The 15,870-nt window shown below is 62.3% G+C and carries 15 protein-coding genes and 1 tRNA gene; 5 read left to right on the top strand and 11 right to left on the bottom strand.

The annotated features are described in order from the left end of the window. Positions 1 to 7 precede the first annotated feature (7 nt). Together H0485_RS05545 and H0485_RS05540 are read right to left on the bottom strand one after the other, a co-directional pair. A complete protein-coding gene (locus H0485_RS05545; protein ID WP_226934370.1) occupies positions 8 to 880 on the bottom strand; it encodes an ABC transporter permease in 873 nt (290 codons plus the stop codon). Between the two features lie 105 nt (positions 881 to 985). Continuing rightward, positions 986 to 2,281: an ABC transporter substrate-binding protein gene (locus H0485_RS05540; protein WP_226934369.1), complete on the bottom strand. Its 1,296-nt coding sequence runs from the start codon at positions 2,279 to 2,281 to the stop codon at positions 986 to 988. 246 nt (positions 2,282 to 2,527) lie between these two features. Between H0485_RS05540 and H0485_RS05535 the strand changes: the two genes are divergently transcribed. Genes H0485_RS05535 through H0485_RS05525 form a run of 3 tightly spaced genes read left to right on the top strand, consistent with a single transcriptional unit; the run spans position 2,528 to position 5,543 of the window. After that, positions 2,528 to 3,568 carry a GntR family transcriptional regulator gene (locus H0485_RS05535; protein WP_226934368.1) on the top strand — a complete coding sequence of 347 codons (1,041 nt, stop codon included), beginning with the start codon at positions 2,528 to 2,530 and terminating at the stop codon, positions 3,566 to 3,568. After that, positions 3,561 to 4,721, top strand: a complete 1,161-nt coding sequence (locus H0485_RS05530) for an ABC transporter substrate-binding protein (RefSeq protein WP_226934367.1) — start codon at positions 3,561 to 3,563, stop codon at positions 4,719 to 4,721. The genes H0485_RS05535 and H0485_RS05530 overlap by 8 nt, the downstream gene beginning before the upstream one ends. A 48-nt stretch (positions 4,722 to 4,769) precedes the next feature. Further along, positions 4,770 to 5,543, top strand: coding sequence for a YdcF family protein (locus tag H0485_RS05525; RefSeq protein ID WP_226934366.1), 774 nt, complete (start codon positions 4,770 to 4,772; stop codon positions 5,541 to 5,543). Here H0485_RS05525 and H0485_RS05520 read toward each other — a convergent pair whose 3' ends face one another. Together H0485_RS05520 and H0485_RS05515 are read right to left on the bottom strand one after the other, a co-directional pair. Beyond that, on the bottom strand, positions 5,544 to 6,614 hold the full coding sequence (locus tag H0485_RS05520; protein ID WP_226934365.1) for a GlxA family transcriptional regulator: 1,071 nt from the start codon (positions 6,612 to 6,614) through the stop codon (positions 5,544 to 5,546). A 178-nt stretch (positions 6,615 to 6,792) separates the two neighbouring features. Further along, positions 6,793 to 8,334: a TerC family protein gene (locus H0485_RS05515; RefSeq protein WP_226934364.1), complete on the bottom strand. Its 1,542-nt coding sequence runs from the start codon at positions 8,332 to 8,334 to the stop codon at positions 6,793 to 6,795. Positions 8,335 to 9,049: 715 nt separating this feature from the next. On the opposite strand from H0485_RS05515, the gene H0485_RS05510 reads away from it, so the two are divergent. Continuing rightward, positions 9,050 to 9,125 (top strand) — tRNA-Thr (locus H0485_RS05510). A 201-nt stretch (positions 9,126 to 9,326) separates the two neighbouring features. Then, the gene (locus tag H0485_RS05505) at positions 9,327 to 9,989 is read left to right on the top strand and encodes a hypothetical protein (protein ID WP_226934363.1); all 663 of its coding nucleotides are present in this window, start codon (positions 9,327 to 9,329) and stop codon (positions 9,987 to 9,989) included. Positions 9,990 to 10,012: 23 nt separating this feature from the next. On the opposite strand, the gene H0485_RS05500 is transcribed toward H0485_RS05505, so the two are convergent. From H0485_RS05500 to H0485_RS05470, 7 genes are read right to left on the bottom strand one after another with little or no spacing between them, the layout of a single operon-like run. Further along, complete coding sequence (locus H0485_RS05500; protein ID WP_354002439.1) at positions 10,013 to 11,083, bottom strand: phage portal protein; 1,071 nt, start codon at positions 11,081 to 11,083, stop codon at positions 10,013 to 10,015. Positions 11,084 to 11,094: 11 nt separating this feature from the next. After that, positions 11,095 to 11,628, bottom strand: a complete 534-nt coding sequence (locus H0485_RS05495) for a hypothetical protein (RefSeq protein WP_226934361.1) — start codon at positions 11,626 to 11,628, stop codon at positions 11,095 to 11,097. After that, positions 11,625 to 12,239: an HK97 family phage prohead protease gene (locus tag H0485_RS05490; protein ID WP_226934360.1), complete on the bottom strand. Its 615-nt coding sequence runs from the start codon at positions 12,237 to 12,239 to the stop codon at positions 11,625 to 11,627. The genes H0485_RS05495 and H0485_RS05490 overlap by 4 nt, the downstream gene beginning before the upstream one ends. Beyond that, a complete protein-coding gene (locus H0485_RS05485; protein ID WP_226934359.1) occupies positions 12,239 to 13,507 on the bottom strand; it encodes a phage major capsid protein in 1,269 nt (422 codons plus the stop codon). Before H0485_RS05485 ends, H0485_RS05490 begins: the two co-directional genes overlap by 1 nt. Continuing rightward, positions 13,500 to 13,826, bottom strand: a complete 327-nt coding sequence (locus H0485_RS05480; protein WP_226934358.1) for an HNH endonuclease — start codon at positions 13,824 to 13,826, stop codon at positions 13,500 to 13,502. The genes H0485_RS05485 and H0485_RS05480 overlap by 8 nt, the downstream gene beginning before the upstream one ends. Further along, a complete protein-coding gene (locus H0485_RS05475) occupies positions 13,817 to 15,412 on the bottom strand; it encodes a terminase large subunit domain-containing protein (RefSeq protein WP_226934357.1) in 1,596 nt (531 codons plus the stop codon). The genes H0485_RS05480 and H0485_RS05475 overlap by 10 nt, the downstream gene beginning before the upstream one ends. A 56-nt stretch (positions 15,413 to 15,468) precedes the next feature. Continuing rightward, complete coding sequence (locus H0485_RS05470) at positions 15,469 to 15,795, bottom strand: hypothetical protein (RefSeq protein WP_226934356.1); 327 nt, start codon at positions 15,793 to 15,795, stop codon at positions 15,469 to 15,471. Positions 15,796 to 15,870: the final 75 nt, after the last annotated feature.

Genomic DNA, 15,870 nt, shown 5'->3' with positions numbered 1-15,870 from the left:
CCGCCCCCTACTTTGCCAGTTCCGAGCGGATGTCGACGATGCGCAGAATGGCCGAGACCATCAGCAGCACGACAACGATCAGCAGCACCGCCATGGCGGCCGCCTCGGGGTAAAACAGCTGGTCGATCTGGTTCTTCATCGCTGAAACCACCGAGGCGCTCTGTCCGCCGCTCATCACCCGCACGACAAAGAAATCGCCCATCACCAGGGTGACGACAAAGATCGAGCCAAGCGCGATCCCGGTGCGTGACAAAGGCACGATCACGGTCCAGAGGATCTGCCAAGGGCTGGCCCCGGCATCGCGCGCCGCCTCAATCAGACTGGGATTGATCTTGGCCATCGAGTTGAAGACCGGCACAATCATGAACAAAGTGAAGAGGTGGATATAGGTCAGCACCACCGCGAAATCTGAATAGAGCAGCATGTCGAGCGGCGCATCGATCACCCCGGCATTGATCAGCATCTGATTGAACACCCCCTCACGTCCAAGGAAGGGGATCCAGCTGACCATGCGGATCACGTTTGAGGTCCAGAACGGGATGGTGCAGAGCAGAAACAGCCCGATCTGCCATTTCAGACTGCGGACATAGAACACCAGGAAATAGGAACAGGTGAAGCCGATCAGCGTCGTCGCCACCAGAGTGATGGCGGCATATTTCAGCGTGTTCAGAAACAAGGTCAGCGTGACCGGAGAGGTCAGCACCTGGGCGTAATTGGCCAGGGTGAATTCAGGATAGATGGCAATACCATCCGATTGCCAGAAACTCAGCAGCACAACCGTGATCAGCGGGATGCCCACCATGGCCAGCATGATCAGAGCAAGCGGTGTAATCTGCAGATAGGGCGTCAGCGGCGATGACCGGCCCGACGAGCGCGACATGGGAAACCTCAGAGCTCAGAAGAGAAGGCCCGCGCCGGTCGCGGCGCGGGAAGAAGCTGGCAGGCCCGTTATGGGGCCCGCGCCCCGTATCAGCCTTTGTCGCGATCAGGCCGAGACAAACTCATTCCAGCGGCTGACCATATAGCGCTCTTCGTCCATCACGGTGTTCCAGCAGGCGATATTACCGATCCGCGCCTCGAACGAGCCGCCATCACGGCTGGCACCGGCCTTGTCCATCACCGCACCATAGGGGTCGAGAATATCGGCAACCGCGGGCTTACCCTCATACCAGTAGCCCCATTCATCGGCGGTCATATTCTCTTTCGCCGTCGAGGGAACCGAGGAGTAATAGCCCTGGCGTGCGATAAAGGCACCCTGCCAGCCGGTGAGATACCAGTTCAGATATTCATAGGCGGCTTCAAGCCTGATACCTTCCAGATGGCTCATGAGCCCCATACCGAGGCCCCAGCCGCGATAGCCCTCTTTCATCCCCTGATAGATACAGGCGGTGCCGCGCGATTTCACCGCGGTGACCGCCGGCGACCACATCGACTGGATCACCACCTCCCCCCCGGCCATCAGGTTGACGCTTTCGTCAAAGGTGGTCCAGAAGGCGCGGAAATGGCCCTCTTTCTTGAGGCCGATCAGCCGATCGATGGTGAAATCGATCTCTTCTTTGCTCATATTGCCTTTATCGGCATAGGTGCGCTCGCCAAGCGCCTCGATGGCCATAGCAGCATCCATGATGCCGATCTGCGGGATGTTCATCAGCGCGACCTTGCCGCGGAATTCCGGATTGAACAGCTCGGCCCAGCTGTCCACCGGACGGCCGATCAGATCAGGGCGGATGCCAAGCGTATCTGCGTTAAAGATCGTCGGCATGGTGGTGGCATATTCGGTCGGCGCCGCCGAAAATTCCTTATCCCCGGGCCCGCCGGTATACATCACCTTCACCGGCGTGGTGCCCTGCATCGACTGGGGCGAGCCATCGAAATTCTTGCCGTCCTTCATCACCGGGGTGATGTCGTTCCATTTCGCGATCTTTGCGACCTCAACCGGCTGCAGCTGGCCCGAGCGCCAGACCTTCTGCATCGCCCAGAATTCGAGATCGGCAATATCGATAGTTTCGGGCTGATTGACCACTTTTGCCATCAGCGAGGTGCTGTCCGCGGTCTGCGGCATGATCTTAAAGCCCAGATCCGCCGAGGCCTTCTCGCAGATATCGGCAATCACCGAATAAGAGGGGCCGACCTGGTTCAGCGTGATGTCCTTGATGGTCTGGGCCCAGATCATCGGGGTGCCAAGAACCCCCGCTCCGGCAGCGGCCCCCGCCGCCCCGGCCGAGGCCTTCAGAAATCCGCGACGGCTGAAGTCGCCCGCCTTCTTCTCAGTGGTCGTCATCGTCTTTCTCCCTGTGTTTATTGGGCCCTGTCACCGGGTGATTCCCGAGGCCGGGCCTCTTCATTCTGCGAAAGCAGTGGACCTTCTGACAACAGGCTAACAAAGTGTTTCAAGGATGCAATAAACATTTAGACTTATAAAATGTCGCATTCTGTCTGATAAATTCCGCATATCCATGCTCGATCGCGCAAAATAGCGAGATCTTCGGCTTTACTCTGCTAACTTTGTATTCAAAGTACATTTATTATGGCGATACAGCTCCCCCCCCCGCCCGATCTGCCCGCAGCCCCGGCCCAGGCTTTCCTCTATGCCTCGGTGCGCGACCTGCTGGCGGACCGGATCCTGCGCGGCGAAATCGGCCCCGGCACGGTGCTGAAAGAGGCTGTCATCGCCCTGCATCTTGGTGTGTCGCGTGCCCCGGTGCGCCGGGCGCTGGCCCTGCTGGCCGAGGCCGGCCTGATCCGCGCCGCCCTTGGCCAGGGTTATATCACCGGCACGGCCGGGCCGGTGCGCATCAGCAGCCGCGAGCTGCATGATATTCTGACCGATCATCCCGGCGGCCGCGCCGAGGAGATTGACCGCTCGCCCAGCTGGGAGCGGATCTTTGCCCAGGTGCGCGAGGAAATCACCGCCTGCATGCCCTTCGGCTCCTGGCGGATCCAGGAGGCAGCCCTTGGTGATCATTATCATGTCAGCCGCACCGTAGCGCGTGAGGTGCTCTGGCGGCTGACCGACCGGCGCCTGATCGAAAAGGATCATAAATCGCACTGGATCGTCGGGCAGCTGACCGCCCGCGATCTGCGCGAGACCCTGGAAATGCGCCGGTTGCTCGAGCCGGAGGCGCTGGCGCGGCTGGCTCCGGCGATGGATCCGGCCGCTCTCGAAGAGCTGGCGCAAAGGGTTGACCAGCTGATCACCCGGTTCCCCGATTGCAGTGCCGAACGGGTGAATGAAGTGGAAACTGCGCTTTTCCGCCATCTTAGTGACGGTTTACGCAATAAACGCATGCTGACCTCAATTCGGCGCAATCAGATTTCCCTCATCGTTTCACAGCTGTTTCGCCAGCATTTCCCGATGGTCGACGATCTGAGCAGCCTGCAGGATTATGCGCAGATCCTGCATCATCTGCGCATGGGAACCGGCGAGGTGGCGCGGATCCTGCTGCAAAACCACCTGAGCCGGGTCGAGAAGCTGCTCCTCGCGCGGCTGCGCGTGCTCTCGGCTTTGCCGGTGCCGCGCCAGGTCGGCTATCTGACCCCGGTTGATGGAGGCGGGCAGAATGGATGAGAGGCCTTTGCGGGTGCTGGGCACCTCGGCGACCCTGACCCCCGGGCTTTGCCGCGCGGCAAAAGAACAGCTGCCTTTTGCCGTGGAATTCGACATTCTCGACGGCCTGCCCTGCCAGCGCCGCGGCATCATGAGCCCTGGCAGCTATGATGTTTACGATCAGTGGTTTCACTCGCTCGACCTGCTCTGGACCGCCGTTGCCATCCAGGCGATCGACACGGCCCGGATCCGGCGCTGGGGTGAAATCCGCATCGCCGGATCGGGCCAGGGCACCGGAGCCAGGCCTGGCGATCTGCTCTATGTCCAGCATGACCGCAGTCTCGGCCCCCTGCCCGCGCCAGGCGCTGCGGCCCGGATCGCCATGCTGCCCACCACCTATAACCTCGACAGTTTTGCCTGGGGGCCCGAGGTCGAGGCGCTGCGCCACGCCGGCGAGGCCGAATCCTGGGCCTGGCTCCTCGATGAGCGCTGGCATGGCCGCTGTGCAATGGCACAGGATCCGGCGGCAAGCGCGGTAGAGCTGGCCCTGGCCGCGCGCGCGGCCGGGCTGATGGAGATCGGGGATCCCGGCGATCTGTCGGTCGAGGAAATTGACGAGCTGTTCAGCCATCTGATGCGGCTGAAACGCTCGGGCCATTTCGGGCGCTTCTGGGCCTCGGCCGAGGATTCCGTGAAGATGATGGCCGGTCCGGGCACGGCAATGGGTGCGATCTGGTCACCGGCCTGGTACCGGCTGCGCGCCGCCGGTCAAAAGCTCAGCTATGCCGCCCCGAAGGAAGGCTATCGCGGCTGGCATTCGGGCCTGTCGATCTCTGCCGCGACCGAAGGGGCGCGTCTCGACATGGCCTATAGCTATCTGAACTGGTGGCTCGACGGCACGCCCGGGGCGATCATGGCCCGCCAGGGCTATTACATGTCGGTACCCGAGCCGCTGAAACAGACCCTGACGCCCGCGGAATGGGACTACTGGTATGCTGGCCTGCCCGCGGCTGAGGATCTGCCCGGGCTTGATCTGCCGGTGGTGGTGCGCAAAGGCGAGCGGCGCGAGGGCGGCTCCTGGCGCGAACGCGAGGCGCGGGTCACAGTCTGGTCAACCATCATGCCCGAGCATAATTACCTGATCCGACGCTGGCGCGAATTTATTGACGGCTGATCCAGGTTCGGCCTTGCCCGACCAAGCGGAAGCCGCCAGAACTGCCGCATGGACAATCTGTTTTTTGTTATTTCCAAACTGACCTGGCTGCTGATCCAGCCGGTCAGCTGGGCGATTATCGCCGCCAGCCTGGTTCTGGCCGGCCTGCTGCTGAACCGGCGGCGATTGGCGCTCTGGGCCGGGTTCACCTCGCTGCTGCTGACCCTGTGCTTCAGCTATATCGCCATTGGCGACCGGCTGATCTGGCAGCTGGAAAAACACTGGCCCTATCCCGAACTGCCCGCCAGCGTGACCGGGATCATCGTTCTGGGCGGCGCAGAGGAGGCGGTTTTCCTGCCGGAGGGCGATCCGGTCCGCCTCAATGACAGCGCCGAGCGCTTTACCGAAGGCCTGCGGCTGGCACAGCTGTTCCCTGGGGCGAAGCTGATTTTCACCGGCGGTTATTCCGATCTGACCAGCCGCCATGGCAGAGAGGGTGAACCGGCGGCGCTGCGGTTTTACCGCGAGCTCGGCATCGCGCCTGAGCGTTTGGTGATGGAAACCTCTGCCCGCAACACCGCCGAAAATGCGCGGCTGACGCGTGAGCTGATCCAGCCGAAACCTGGCGAGACCTGGCTTCTGGTGACCAGCGCCTTCCATATGACCCGCTCGGCCGACAGCTTTGCCGAGGCCGGCTGGCAGGGCATTCTGCCCTGGCCCGTCGATTACCGGGCCTCGCCCAATGCGATTTTTACCAGCGATGCGCCGCGCAATCTGCGCCTCACCACCACGGCAATCCGCGAATTTGTCGGGCTGCTGGCCTACAGGCTGCTGAAACCCTGATCAGCTGGCAATCGCTTCGCGCCGCACCGCTCGCGGCGCTTTAGCGAGGGTCTGCGCATGGCCCGGGAAATGGGTATATTTTCCGGGCGCCACGCCATATTTGCGCCGGAAGCTCTTGGCAAAATGCGAGGCCGAGACATAACCGCAGGCCACCGCCACCTCCATCACCGTCATATTGGTCTCAGAGAGCAGCATCCGTCCATGCGACAGCCGCAGGCTGTTGAGATATTGCACCGGCGTCACCCCCAGATAGCGGCGGAACAGCCGCTGGATCTGACGCGGCGTCACCCCGACATGTTCGGCACAGTCATCAAGGCGAAACTCATCCGCGATCCGGCTTTCCAGCCAGGCCACCGCGCGGACCACATGCTCATTTCGCGTGCCAAGACGTGCCGCGAGCGAGGGCATCTGGTCATCATTGGGCAGACGCAGATTGGAGAGCAGGCACATATTCATCACGGCCTGGCCCAGCTCGGGCCCATAGTGATCCGAGATCAGCCGCAGCGCCAGCTCGGCCGCCGCCACGCCACCGGCACTGGTGATCACCCGGTTGTCGATACAATAGAGCCGCCGCTCCGGCTCCAGATCGGGCCAGGATTCACGGAACCCGGGAATATTCTCCCAATGCAGGGTAAACTGGCGGTTCTTCAGGATTCCCGCCCTAGCAAGGGTATAGGCGCCGGTACACAGGCTGCCCACCGTGCGCCCGCGCCGCCATTGCACCCGGATCCAGTCAGCCAGTTTGCGGCTGAGATGGCGCTCAGGCTCAACCCCGGCACAGACCAGGACATAGCCGGGCGGTGCCTCGGCCGGCAAAGCGCCATCAACCACCATGGTCATGCCGTTTGACGCGCTGACCGGCTCCCCCTCGGCCGACCAGACCGCCCATTCGAACAGGGTCTTGCCTGAAAGCTGATTGGCCACCCGGAAAGGCTCCACCGCCGAGGTGAAGGCCAGCATGGTAAACTGCGGCACCAGAACGAAAGAAACCGCGACCGGCGCGCCATCATAGAGCACGTCGATATGCGCCACTCCACGGGCGACAAAGCGCCTGACACCTGGTTCCCGCATAGCTCCCCCTCTCTGCCTGTCCGCCGGTTGGCCCGGCTGAATTTTCACAACATTACGCTGTCGGCCGAGAAAAGAATATGGGCTACCGCTCTGTCCCTGGCCGAAGCGGGCGGCAGACAGAAAAGGCCCGGATCCTGCGATCCGGGCCCTGGAAGTTTCAGCCCTGCACGAGGCAGGTTCAGAACAGCGATGGTTTGCGGGCAACGCGGATCTTATCAATCGCCCGGCCATTCATCGCGACAATCTCAAAGCGCAGATTGTCAAACTCCATCTGCTCCCCCACGACAGGCATATGTCCGAGACGCCAGAGCAGATAGCCGGCCAGGGTCGAATAGCGCTCGGTCTCATCCTCAAGATCAGCCTCCAGAAGCTGCGAGGCCCGGCGGATATCCATCCAGCCATCTACCAGCCAGGAGCCATCATCGCCGCGTTCCTCGGTCGCCGGGGCCTCATCCTCATCGGGGAAATCACCGGCAATCGCCTCCAGCATATCCGTGGGCGTGACGATCCCCTCGAGCGAGCCGAATTCATCGACGATCACCGCCAGCTGCACCGGCGCACGGCGCAGCTGCTCCATCAGTTTCAGCACCGATACGCTTTCATGCAGCACCAGCGGTTCACGCACCGAACGTTCGACCTGGATTTCACCATCGGTCAGCAGATCGCGCATCAGATCCCGCGCCAGCGCCACGCCGATGAAATCATCCAGGCTGCCGCGCGCGATCAGGAAACGGGAATGTTTCTGCTCGAGGATCTGCTCGCGGATTCTGGCCTCACCCGCATTGAGGTCGATCCAGTCGATCTCATTGCGCGGCGTCATGACCGAAGTGGCCGGGCGCTCATTCAGCCCCAGCACGCCCTGGATCATCTCTTTCTCTTCCGGCGCAAACAGCGACTGTTCGGCGGATTGCACCGCGATCACATCCGCGGTTCCGCCCAGCTCCTCGCCCTTGCGCCCGCCCAGCAGACGCAGCACCGCCTCGGCGGTGCGGTCGCGCAGATCGCCCGAGGTGATAAACCGCTCGCGGTTGCGCCGGCCGATCTGGTTCAGCGCCTCGATCCCGACCGAGAAGCCGATCGCGGCATAGAGATAGCCCTTGGGGATATGGAACTCGAACCCTTCAACAATCAGCGAGAAGCCAATCATCATCAGGAAGCCGAGGCAGAGAATGACCACGGTCGGATGTTTCGAGACGAAATTCATCAGCGGCTTGGCCATCAGCAGCATCACCGACATTGCCACGATCACCGCGATATACATGATCGACAGATGCTCAACCATGCCCACCGCCGTGATCACCGAATCCAGCGAGAACACCGCATCCAGCACCACGATCTGGATCAGCACCTGGGCGAAAGAGGCATAGACCACATTCTGCGCCTTCGCGCTCTGATGGCCCTCCAGCCGCTCATGCAGTTCCATCGTGCCTTTAAACAGCAGGAACAGACCGCCGAAAATCAGGATCAGGTCGCGCCCCGAGAAGCCATGTCCGAACAAAGTGAACAGATTCGCCTGCAGGGTGACAATCCAGGCGATCGAGGCCAGCAGGACGAAACGCATGCCAAGCGCGAGGCCAAGGCCGATCACCCGTGCCCTGTCACGCTGATGCGGTGGCAGTTTTTCTGCCAGTACGGCAATGAAAACTAGGTTGTCGATCCCGAGGACAATCTCGAGAACGATGAGAGTGGCAAGACCGGCCCAGGCAGCGGGGTCAGACATCCATTCAAATAACACGGGCGTTTGCTCCGAAAAGAGAAAGCCGCGCGGGACTGCTGCCCGCACGGCCATGGTTATTTTGCACAAAGAAAGATGGGGCGCAGAGGCGATGCGCCGTCAGAACGAGATCAGTGGTCCATCGAAGTTTTGCGCCCGGGCCGGCGCGACGCAGCGAGCTACATCGGTCGACCGGGGCTGCCCCCTCAGGGCAATCCTCACCGCCAGCCGCATCGCCTGTCTCTGTCGTCTGGCGCCGTGTTTCACAGCCCGGTTCAGGTGACACCGGAAGCATCCGGGCCACTTTCCTCAGACTGCGGGCTTCTGCCCTGGACATTATGTCCCTTCGCACACGTTTTCCTGTTCTGGCCCTGTGCTCCCGCAGGGCAGGTCTTCGCACCTGCCGCATGGGTTCACATCACCCGACAATTATATTTCTGATGTCCCGCCGCGCTGCAAGCACTTGATTCAGGCGCGCGAGGCGATCTGCAGTGATTTTCCGGTTGCGCCCTCGCAGCAGAGCAGTGCCGGGGCAGTCCGGCGGCACATCCGCCCCGTTTTCCGCTCTTGCATTCCCAAAAGCGAAAGGCTAAGGCCTCGACCTGTATCCGGGTTGCGCTTCCCGGGGGAATTATCCCCGGAAATTCAACCGGTCGCGACAGCCCGGTGGCTTTCGCGCAGGAGACAGGACCGGGATCACCCCGGCCCGCAAGGAAAAGGCGCCGCTGTAGCTCAGCTGGTAGAGCACGTCATTCGTAATGATGGGGTCGGGGGTTCGAGTCCCTTCAGCGGCACCAGTATCTTACTGGAATACCAGCAAAAAAAGGCCGCCCTTCGGGGCGGCCTTTTGCTTTTGGTAGTTCTGGGGAACGCCAGGGGAACAAGCTGGCTAAGCTAGTTCCGGCAGCAAACCCATGAACTTCCTGGCGACACGTTGAACCCCAGCAACTAAGCTGAAGCCATTCTAATCAGGTAAAGCGCAAGGAGGAGGGAGACTCATGCTCCGATGGTTCATCAACAAGGCTTCCAAATCAAATCCCCCGCCTCATGTGCCCAAGGTCATGGGTGATATTGCTGCGATGGGCCTTGAAGACTGGTGGCTTTCGACCTTCTCAGAATCAGATAGAGAATGGATGGCGGACACATACGCCCCACTCGGTGGGCGGCCCCGGCCACTTGTTGAAGGTGGCCCATTTTCACATAGCCCTAATCGGTTCAGCTACCTTTCTAATGCGGCCACGTGGTTCAGCAAGCCGGGGCATGAACATTGTGCAATCGCATTCCTGAACAAAGCAATGGAGCACTTGGGGGATGACATGAACATCATCGACCGACACTTTGCGCTCTACAATCTTAGTGAAACCTTTTATCGCTGGCGCGAGACTGTCTCGGGAGCACTTGATAACAGTGTAAAATGCGCCGAGATGGCCGTCAGCTTTCACGAAGAAACTGCTCAAGCATTTTCAAAAGAATACAATCATATCCCGAGGCACCCAGGATTTACGCGGCTGCGTATTGTCGCCGAGAAGAAAGGTGATTTCGATAAGGCCCTAGAACTGTGCTTGACCGCACAAAGAACAGGCTGGGAAGATGACTGGCCCAAGCACATTGCCCGCATAGAGAAGAAACTCCTCAAAGCCACTAAAGCTGCAAAGGCCTAGAGGCCTTCGCCTGATAGCACATACTAAGCCGCCCCATCATCCTTGCCCCAGTTGACCAGCGACAGGGCAAGATCTACCTGCGCCGGGTCCAGCCCTGCTGCCTTGGCTTCGGCCAGCGCGGAAATGATTGCCCCGGCGGATCGGGCACGGTTGCCAGAATCAAACGCTTGCAAGGGCCGCATCACGTCAATCATCACCGGCCCGCCCAGCTTTGCCGCCGCTTCCTCGGCCATCTGCATTGCCAGCGGTTGCAGGGTCCACTGCGCCAGATGCCGCTGCGCTTCCCGCACCAGAGGCCCCTGCGCCTCACCCACGAACAGGCCGGGCAGGACGCCGAACGCATTGCAGATCGCGTGACGGGCCGAGGCCAGATGCTCAAGCGGCTGCATGCCCCGCAGGTCCGGCGTCACGTCCTGCGGTTTCCAGTCCTGTGCCGGGGTCGGGCCACCAGCCGCCGAGACGTTGACGCTCTCGCGCACCAGCACCCGGCCACGCTGCCCGCGAAAGCCCCGGCCCAATTCGTGCAGGTCCACGTCCTGCGATTCGGGGAATGGCACCACCTGCGAACCCATCGGCGCATTGCTGTAAACCTCAGCCAGACCCGCCTCGATGGTCTGCAACAGGCCCGCCGTCAGACTGGATCGGCGCAAAGGGGCCTGCCCGGTCCAGGGCTGAGCCGGATCGGGGGCCACCCGGAAATGCAGCACCTCGGCAGCAAGTGCCGTGGTCGTGGTGTTGCCGCCTGCCTCGGGCAATGACAGCCGGTAAGCCCTCGGCACCCCGTGGCGGGTTGTCACTTCCCAATCGACAGCCGGGATAAGGGCATCACCGATCAGGAACACACATTCGCCCCGAAGCGCCAGAGAGCGGGCGCAGACGGCCATAGAGCGCCGATCCAGCAGCGGTGCCCCCTGCACGTCAGCCAGCGACAAGCCCCCTTCCCAGAGGCTCACACAGCCCTGCACCGTGGCAGTGAGTTCCCCGATGCCGGAGACGCCCGCAATATATGCCTGCCGCGCCCCGATCAGTTGCGCCGTGTATCCCGTGCCGCTGGAACGGGTTTCAACCTCGGGCTTGCGCCGGAAAATATCCATGATGCCCATTGTCAGGCCCTCCGATACGGGCGCAGCAGATCAGCCGCCCCAGAATTTTGCAGCGCCCGTGCAGCCGCCGCAGGGTCACGGGTCCAGCTTTCGGCCAGTTGCCCGACATTGGCGCTATAGGACCGCGCCCCCGCAGGCCCTTCCACCTCGGCAGAGAGATAGCCCGCAAGCCGCCGGATCGCCTCGGAGACGGGCGCAGGCACCGGGCCTTGCCCCACGTTCAATTCCGCCATGACAGTGCCAGCAGGCAGCAGATAGCCGAACGGGCCACGCTGCACCGTGATTTCCTGCCATTCGCCATCGCGCCAGAGGAACCACGCCGGAGCGGCCCCGCCGTTCACCGGCCCCAAAGGCGGCTGCCAGTCACCGCCCGAGGCTGTCAGCGTCCAGACCACCGGACGCGCCACGAACCGCCGCGATATGTAATGCTCGATCCGCGCCCAGCATGTCGCCAGCAGATCGCCCGTCACCCCGATGACAGCGGGCCATTCCACAGGAACGCCCTCGGCCTGATGGATCTGCGCAATCTCGATCATGCCCGCCACCTGTTCATAGGATGGATCAGACCGCGCACCGGCAGCCGGTCCTGATGCGTTTGCCATGAGCGGAGCGAAACGTCCGTTTCGTGGTATGCAGGTCGCGTGACCAGCGACAATTCAAACAGGATCGCCGCGAAGATTGTGCGGATCAGCGCATCCCCTTCGCGCAGATCTTCCTCGGTCGTTTCCTCGGGCTTTGCCACCACCTCGGGCGGGGCCACCCGAAAGCCGGGGGAAATGCCGCCGACCAGCCCGGCAGCAAAGGCCGCAAGAAAATCGCGCACCCATGACGCTTGCTGAATTTCTTGCGTCAGAATGGCCTCGAAGGTCAGAGCATCGGCACTGTCGGTCAGGATCAGGGTTTTCGCTTTCTTGCTGGCAAGCGGCTTGTCGAAGGTATGACCTGACAGCAGGTGAATATCCCGGTCGGGATCTTCCACCGCGAAGCTGAAAGCCTTCGGTGCGAATTGCTCTTTCTTTGGACGCCGCCCCTTGCCGCCCGCGTCAAGAACAGCGCGTTTATTATAGGGGAACCGGCCCGAGAGCCGCCGGGAACCATCCCCGGCAGCCCGCAGTTCCAGCCCCGCCGAGAAAACGGGGCTTTCCATCATTCACCCCCGGCAGTCAGGCCAAGCCCGGTGACAAGCTGAAGCTGCGAACCCCGCGCAACAGTCACGTCAGCCGTGGTCAAGGCGGTCAGGCGCAAGCCCCCGGATTGCGCATCACTGAAGGGATCGCGGATCAGGTCAACAGCGCCCCACAGCCCGACAAAGATCGGGGCCACGCCACCGGCATTCGTGGTCAGCAGAACAGAGGTCGCATCCGATGCCGGGGCCGCAAGGGCATTCGTGGTCTGCACCACGCTGCCAAGCTGCGAAGTGATGCGCGACCATTCGGTGACGCCCGAACCGGCGAAGGCTTCCACGCCGTCGAGGAACCCCCAGAGTTCAGGCCGCACAAGCGCCCGCACAGCCGAGGGACCGCTTGCCGCATTGGCGGTCATGAAGCGCACCACAGCCGCCCGCAGCGCCGCCCACGAAGCCGCAACGCCCGCCGGGGTCGAGGTGATGCCATAGGTTGCCGCGCCGGGAATAACGCCCAGAGGCTGCCCGCCCGTGCCGGTGCCAAGGAAAATCGCCTTGTCCAGTTCCGCCGCCATCGTGCCCGACATATCGCGCCGGATCGCCTGTTCCAGCGCATCGCCCGATTGTTTCAGCGCCTTGCGGGTGATCCGCATATGAATGCCAAGGTTATGCTCGGGTTTCAGCGCCTTGTCGGTCGTGGTGTATTCGGTCGGGCCAGCGACATTGCCGGTTTCGGTCGCAGCCCAGCCTGCCGTGACAGCCGAGGTCGTGACGGGCCATTCCACAGCACCGCTACCGATCTGGATCATTTGCGCGCCCATCTGCGCCGCGACAGAGCCGGGGAACAAGCGGTCGATAATGGGCCGGGTCTGGATCGGATCGGGAACGCCCGCCGCCACGGTTTCACCGGCCCGCTGTTCCAGCGCCATGAGCGGGATCGGCACCCCGCGATAACCACCGGCAGAGCGCAATTCCTGCACCACCTCTGCCGTGCGGCCATCGAGGTTTCGCCCCTCATCCAGATGCAGTGCAACCTGCCGCAGCTCGAACCCGGCGACCAGTTCGGCAAACTGCCGGTCAGAGCGGGTTTCCAACTCGGCCCCGGCTTCGCGCCGTTCGGTATCCTCGGCAATCAAAGCCGCCCGATAGCGGGTTTCATTGCTGCGATATTCTGTATCGAGGCTCTCCATCGAACGGAGTTCATCCGCCGAAGGGTCAGCCTTTCCGGCCAGTTCAGACAGCGATTGCCGGATCTCCGACTGCCGCCGCTGGATCTTCACGCTATCAAGCATGTTTCGTTTCCTTATGGTTGCGCTGCATGTTCAGCAGCAGGTCGCGCCATGCCTGGCGCTCGGGGGGAAGTTCACCCATGCCGATTTCCAGCCGGGTCTTTCGCGCATGGCAGGCGATGCAGAGGCATTGCAGATTGCCAAGATCCAGCGCCAATTCGGGATGCGTCCGCAGCGGCTTGATATGGTCCACCTCAAGCCTGCCGGTCGCGCCGCAGGTGATGCAGGCGAAACCGTCACGCCGCCGGGCCATGAAGCGCAGCGCCTTCCACTCGCGGGTTTTGTAGAGGCTGGCACCGTGCCGCTGATACTTCACACCCATGTCGGCACCCGCGCCTTGCGCTCGGGCCGCGCTATCCGGCGGGCACCTTCAGCCACCGCAAGGATAGCTGCCGCCGCCGCGTCAATCCGGCCCAGAGAACGGGCTTTCGCCAGCTTGGCATTCCCCGCCGGGTCAATCAGCGTGACCGCCTCGGCAAAGGCAGAGCGCAGCAGCAGCGAAGGCAGGGTTTTCACCTCACCGTCAAAGACCGCCCGCCGAAACCGTTCAATATCCTCGGAGCCGTCTTTCCAGCCGAACCCCCGCCAGATGAACGGAACCCGCGCCAGACCGGCCTTGCCCATCGCCTCGGCAAATTCGGCATGGCGGAAACGGTCGCCGCAGATGCAGGCCGGGGCCACACCATCGAGACGCCGCACCACCTCGGCCAGCCACGGGCCAGCGGGCACCGTATTTTCGCCCATCGTGATAAGTTCGCCGCGCCCGTGCATTTCGACATAGCGCCCGGAGACGCCATCCGCTGCGCCCCGGTCCTCAAGGCCGGGCTTGCTCGGGAAGGTGCCCAGAACCTCAAGCCGCCCTGTCTCGGGCCAGAAATAGGCCGCTGCCGACATGGACCGACTGCCGCCAAGGTCGATGCCCAGAATGCAGGCCCCGCGCCGCTCGGGCAGAGCCTCTGGCGTGACTTCGGCACTCATCCATTCATCAACCGTCAAAACAACAGAGCGGTTTTCGATGCTCACCCGTTCATTGCGGTTGAGGTTGCGGAAGCTGGACAGGGCAGAGCCGCCCCGTGCAATCGCCCGCCGTGCCTGCGCCACCAGCCATTCAAGACTTGCCCCGATGCCCTCGGACGCGCCGGGATTGGCAATCAGCAGGCTTTCGGGATCATCCGCCGCCAGACCAAAGGCCGGGCGATGTTCCTGGACGTAGCAGCCCGGCGGTGGCTCATCCATCCAGCGGGAAAAGGTGTTGGCATCATCCGGGGCCGAGGTCGAGATAATCAGCGCCCGCCCGTCACGTTTGCCGAGGCCGGACAGGATCGCATTTTCCAGCGTGTCGCCCTTGTCCTTTTCCCATGCCGCCCGCTCATCAAGGATTGCAAGGGTCGGAGCGCCGCCGAGAATGGACTTGCCATCTGCCGCGATACAACGGGCCAGCCCGCCGCCGTTTGCGGTATATTCGACTTCCAGCTTGCTGCCGTGCCGTATCGTGAACAGTTCCTGTTCGGCCTCGGAAAGCCCGCCGATAAAGCCGCAGATGAATTGAAACGCGGTTTTCGCCTGATCGCGGTTTCGTGCCGCCATGAGGATTTCACGCCGGGGCTGATCGTCCCAAACGCCCATGAGGCTGCCAAGCGCGATGCCAGCCGCCAGCGCCGTCTTTGCATTGCCGCGACCGATCGACAAAAGCCCGACCATGACGCCCTCGGCCATAGCACCGCGCACGAACCGCTTTTGATATTCCGCAAGCCGGAGAGGTTCGCCCGCCTTCGGACCCTCGGGGATTTTCAGGGATTGCAGAAAACCGATGACGGTTTCAGGGTCGATATTTCCCCGGATTTTTTCGGGAGAGAGAAAGGAAGAGGAAGACCCCCCGTAGGTCTGGCCCCCCTGTTGCTCGGGCATTGGGACCTTACGCGGTCGCCCGCGTCCACGCTTCGGCTGAACGGTCGCGCCCGCCATCACACGCGCCCCTGAATGGCATAGTGAATGGCGCTGCAGGGATCGCTATCGACAGGCTCGGCCCGCAGCAGGATATAGCCCTTGCCGCTTGCCGTGATCCTGTCACCAGGCAGCGGCGGATTGAGCGTCAGCGGAACAGCCAGAACCCCGACCAGATCGCCAACCTGCACCACGCCTTGCGATACCCATTCAGCACCGGCAGCGGTGACAATGAATGCCAGATCCTCGGAGGTTTCCACCGGGGCCACCGGGATGTGCTCGTGTCCGGGAACAGGCACGCCCGGCGTAAAGCGCGATAGCTTTACCGTGCCGCCATAACGGGACATGAGCCGATCATTAACAGTCTGGAAGCGGTGAATTGCCATGCTGCCAATATAGCAAGCCGCACCGCATCGGCATAG

The organism is Pseudogemmobacter faecipullorum (genome assembly GCF_020539525.1).
Lineage (GTDB): Bacteria > Pseudomonadota > Alphaproteobacteria > Rhodobacterales > Rhodobacteraceae > Pseudogemmobacter > Pseudogemmobacter faecipullorum.
The sequence above is the reverse complement of the archived record's forward strand: the minus strand, read 5'-3'. Positions and strand labels throughout refer to the sequence as shown.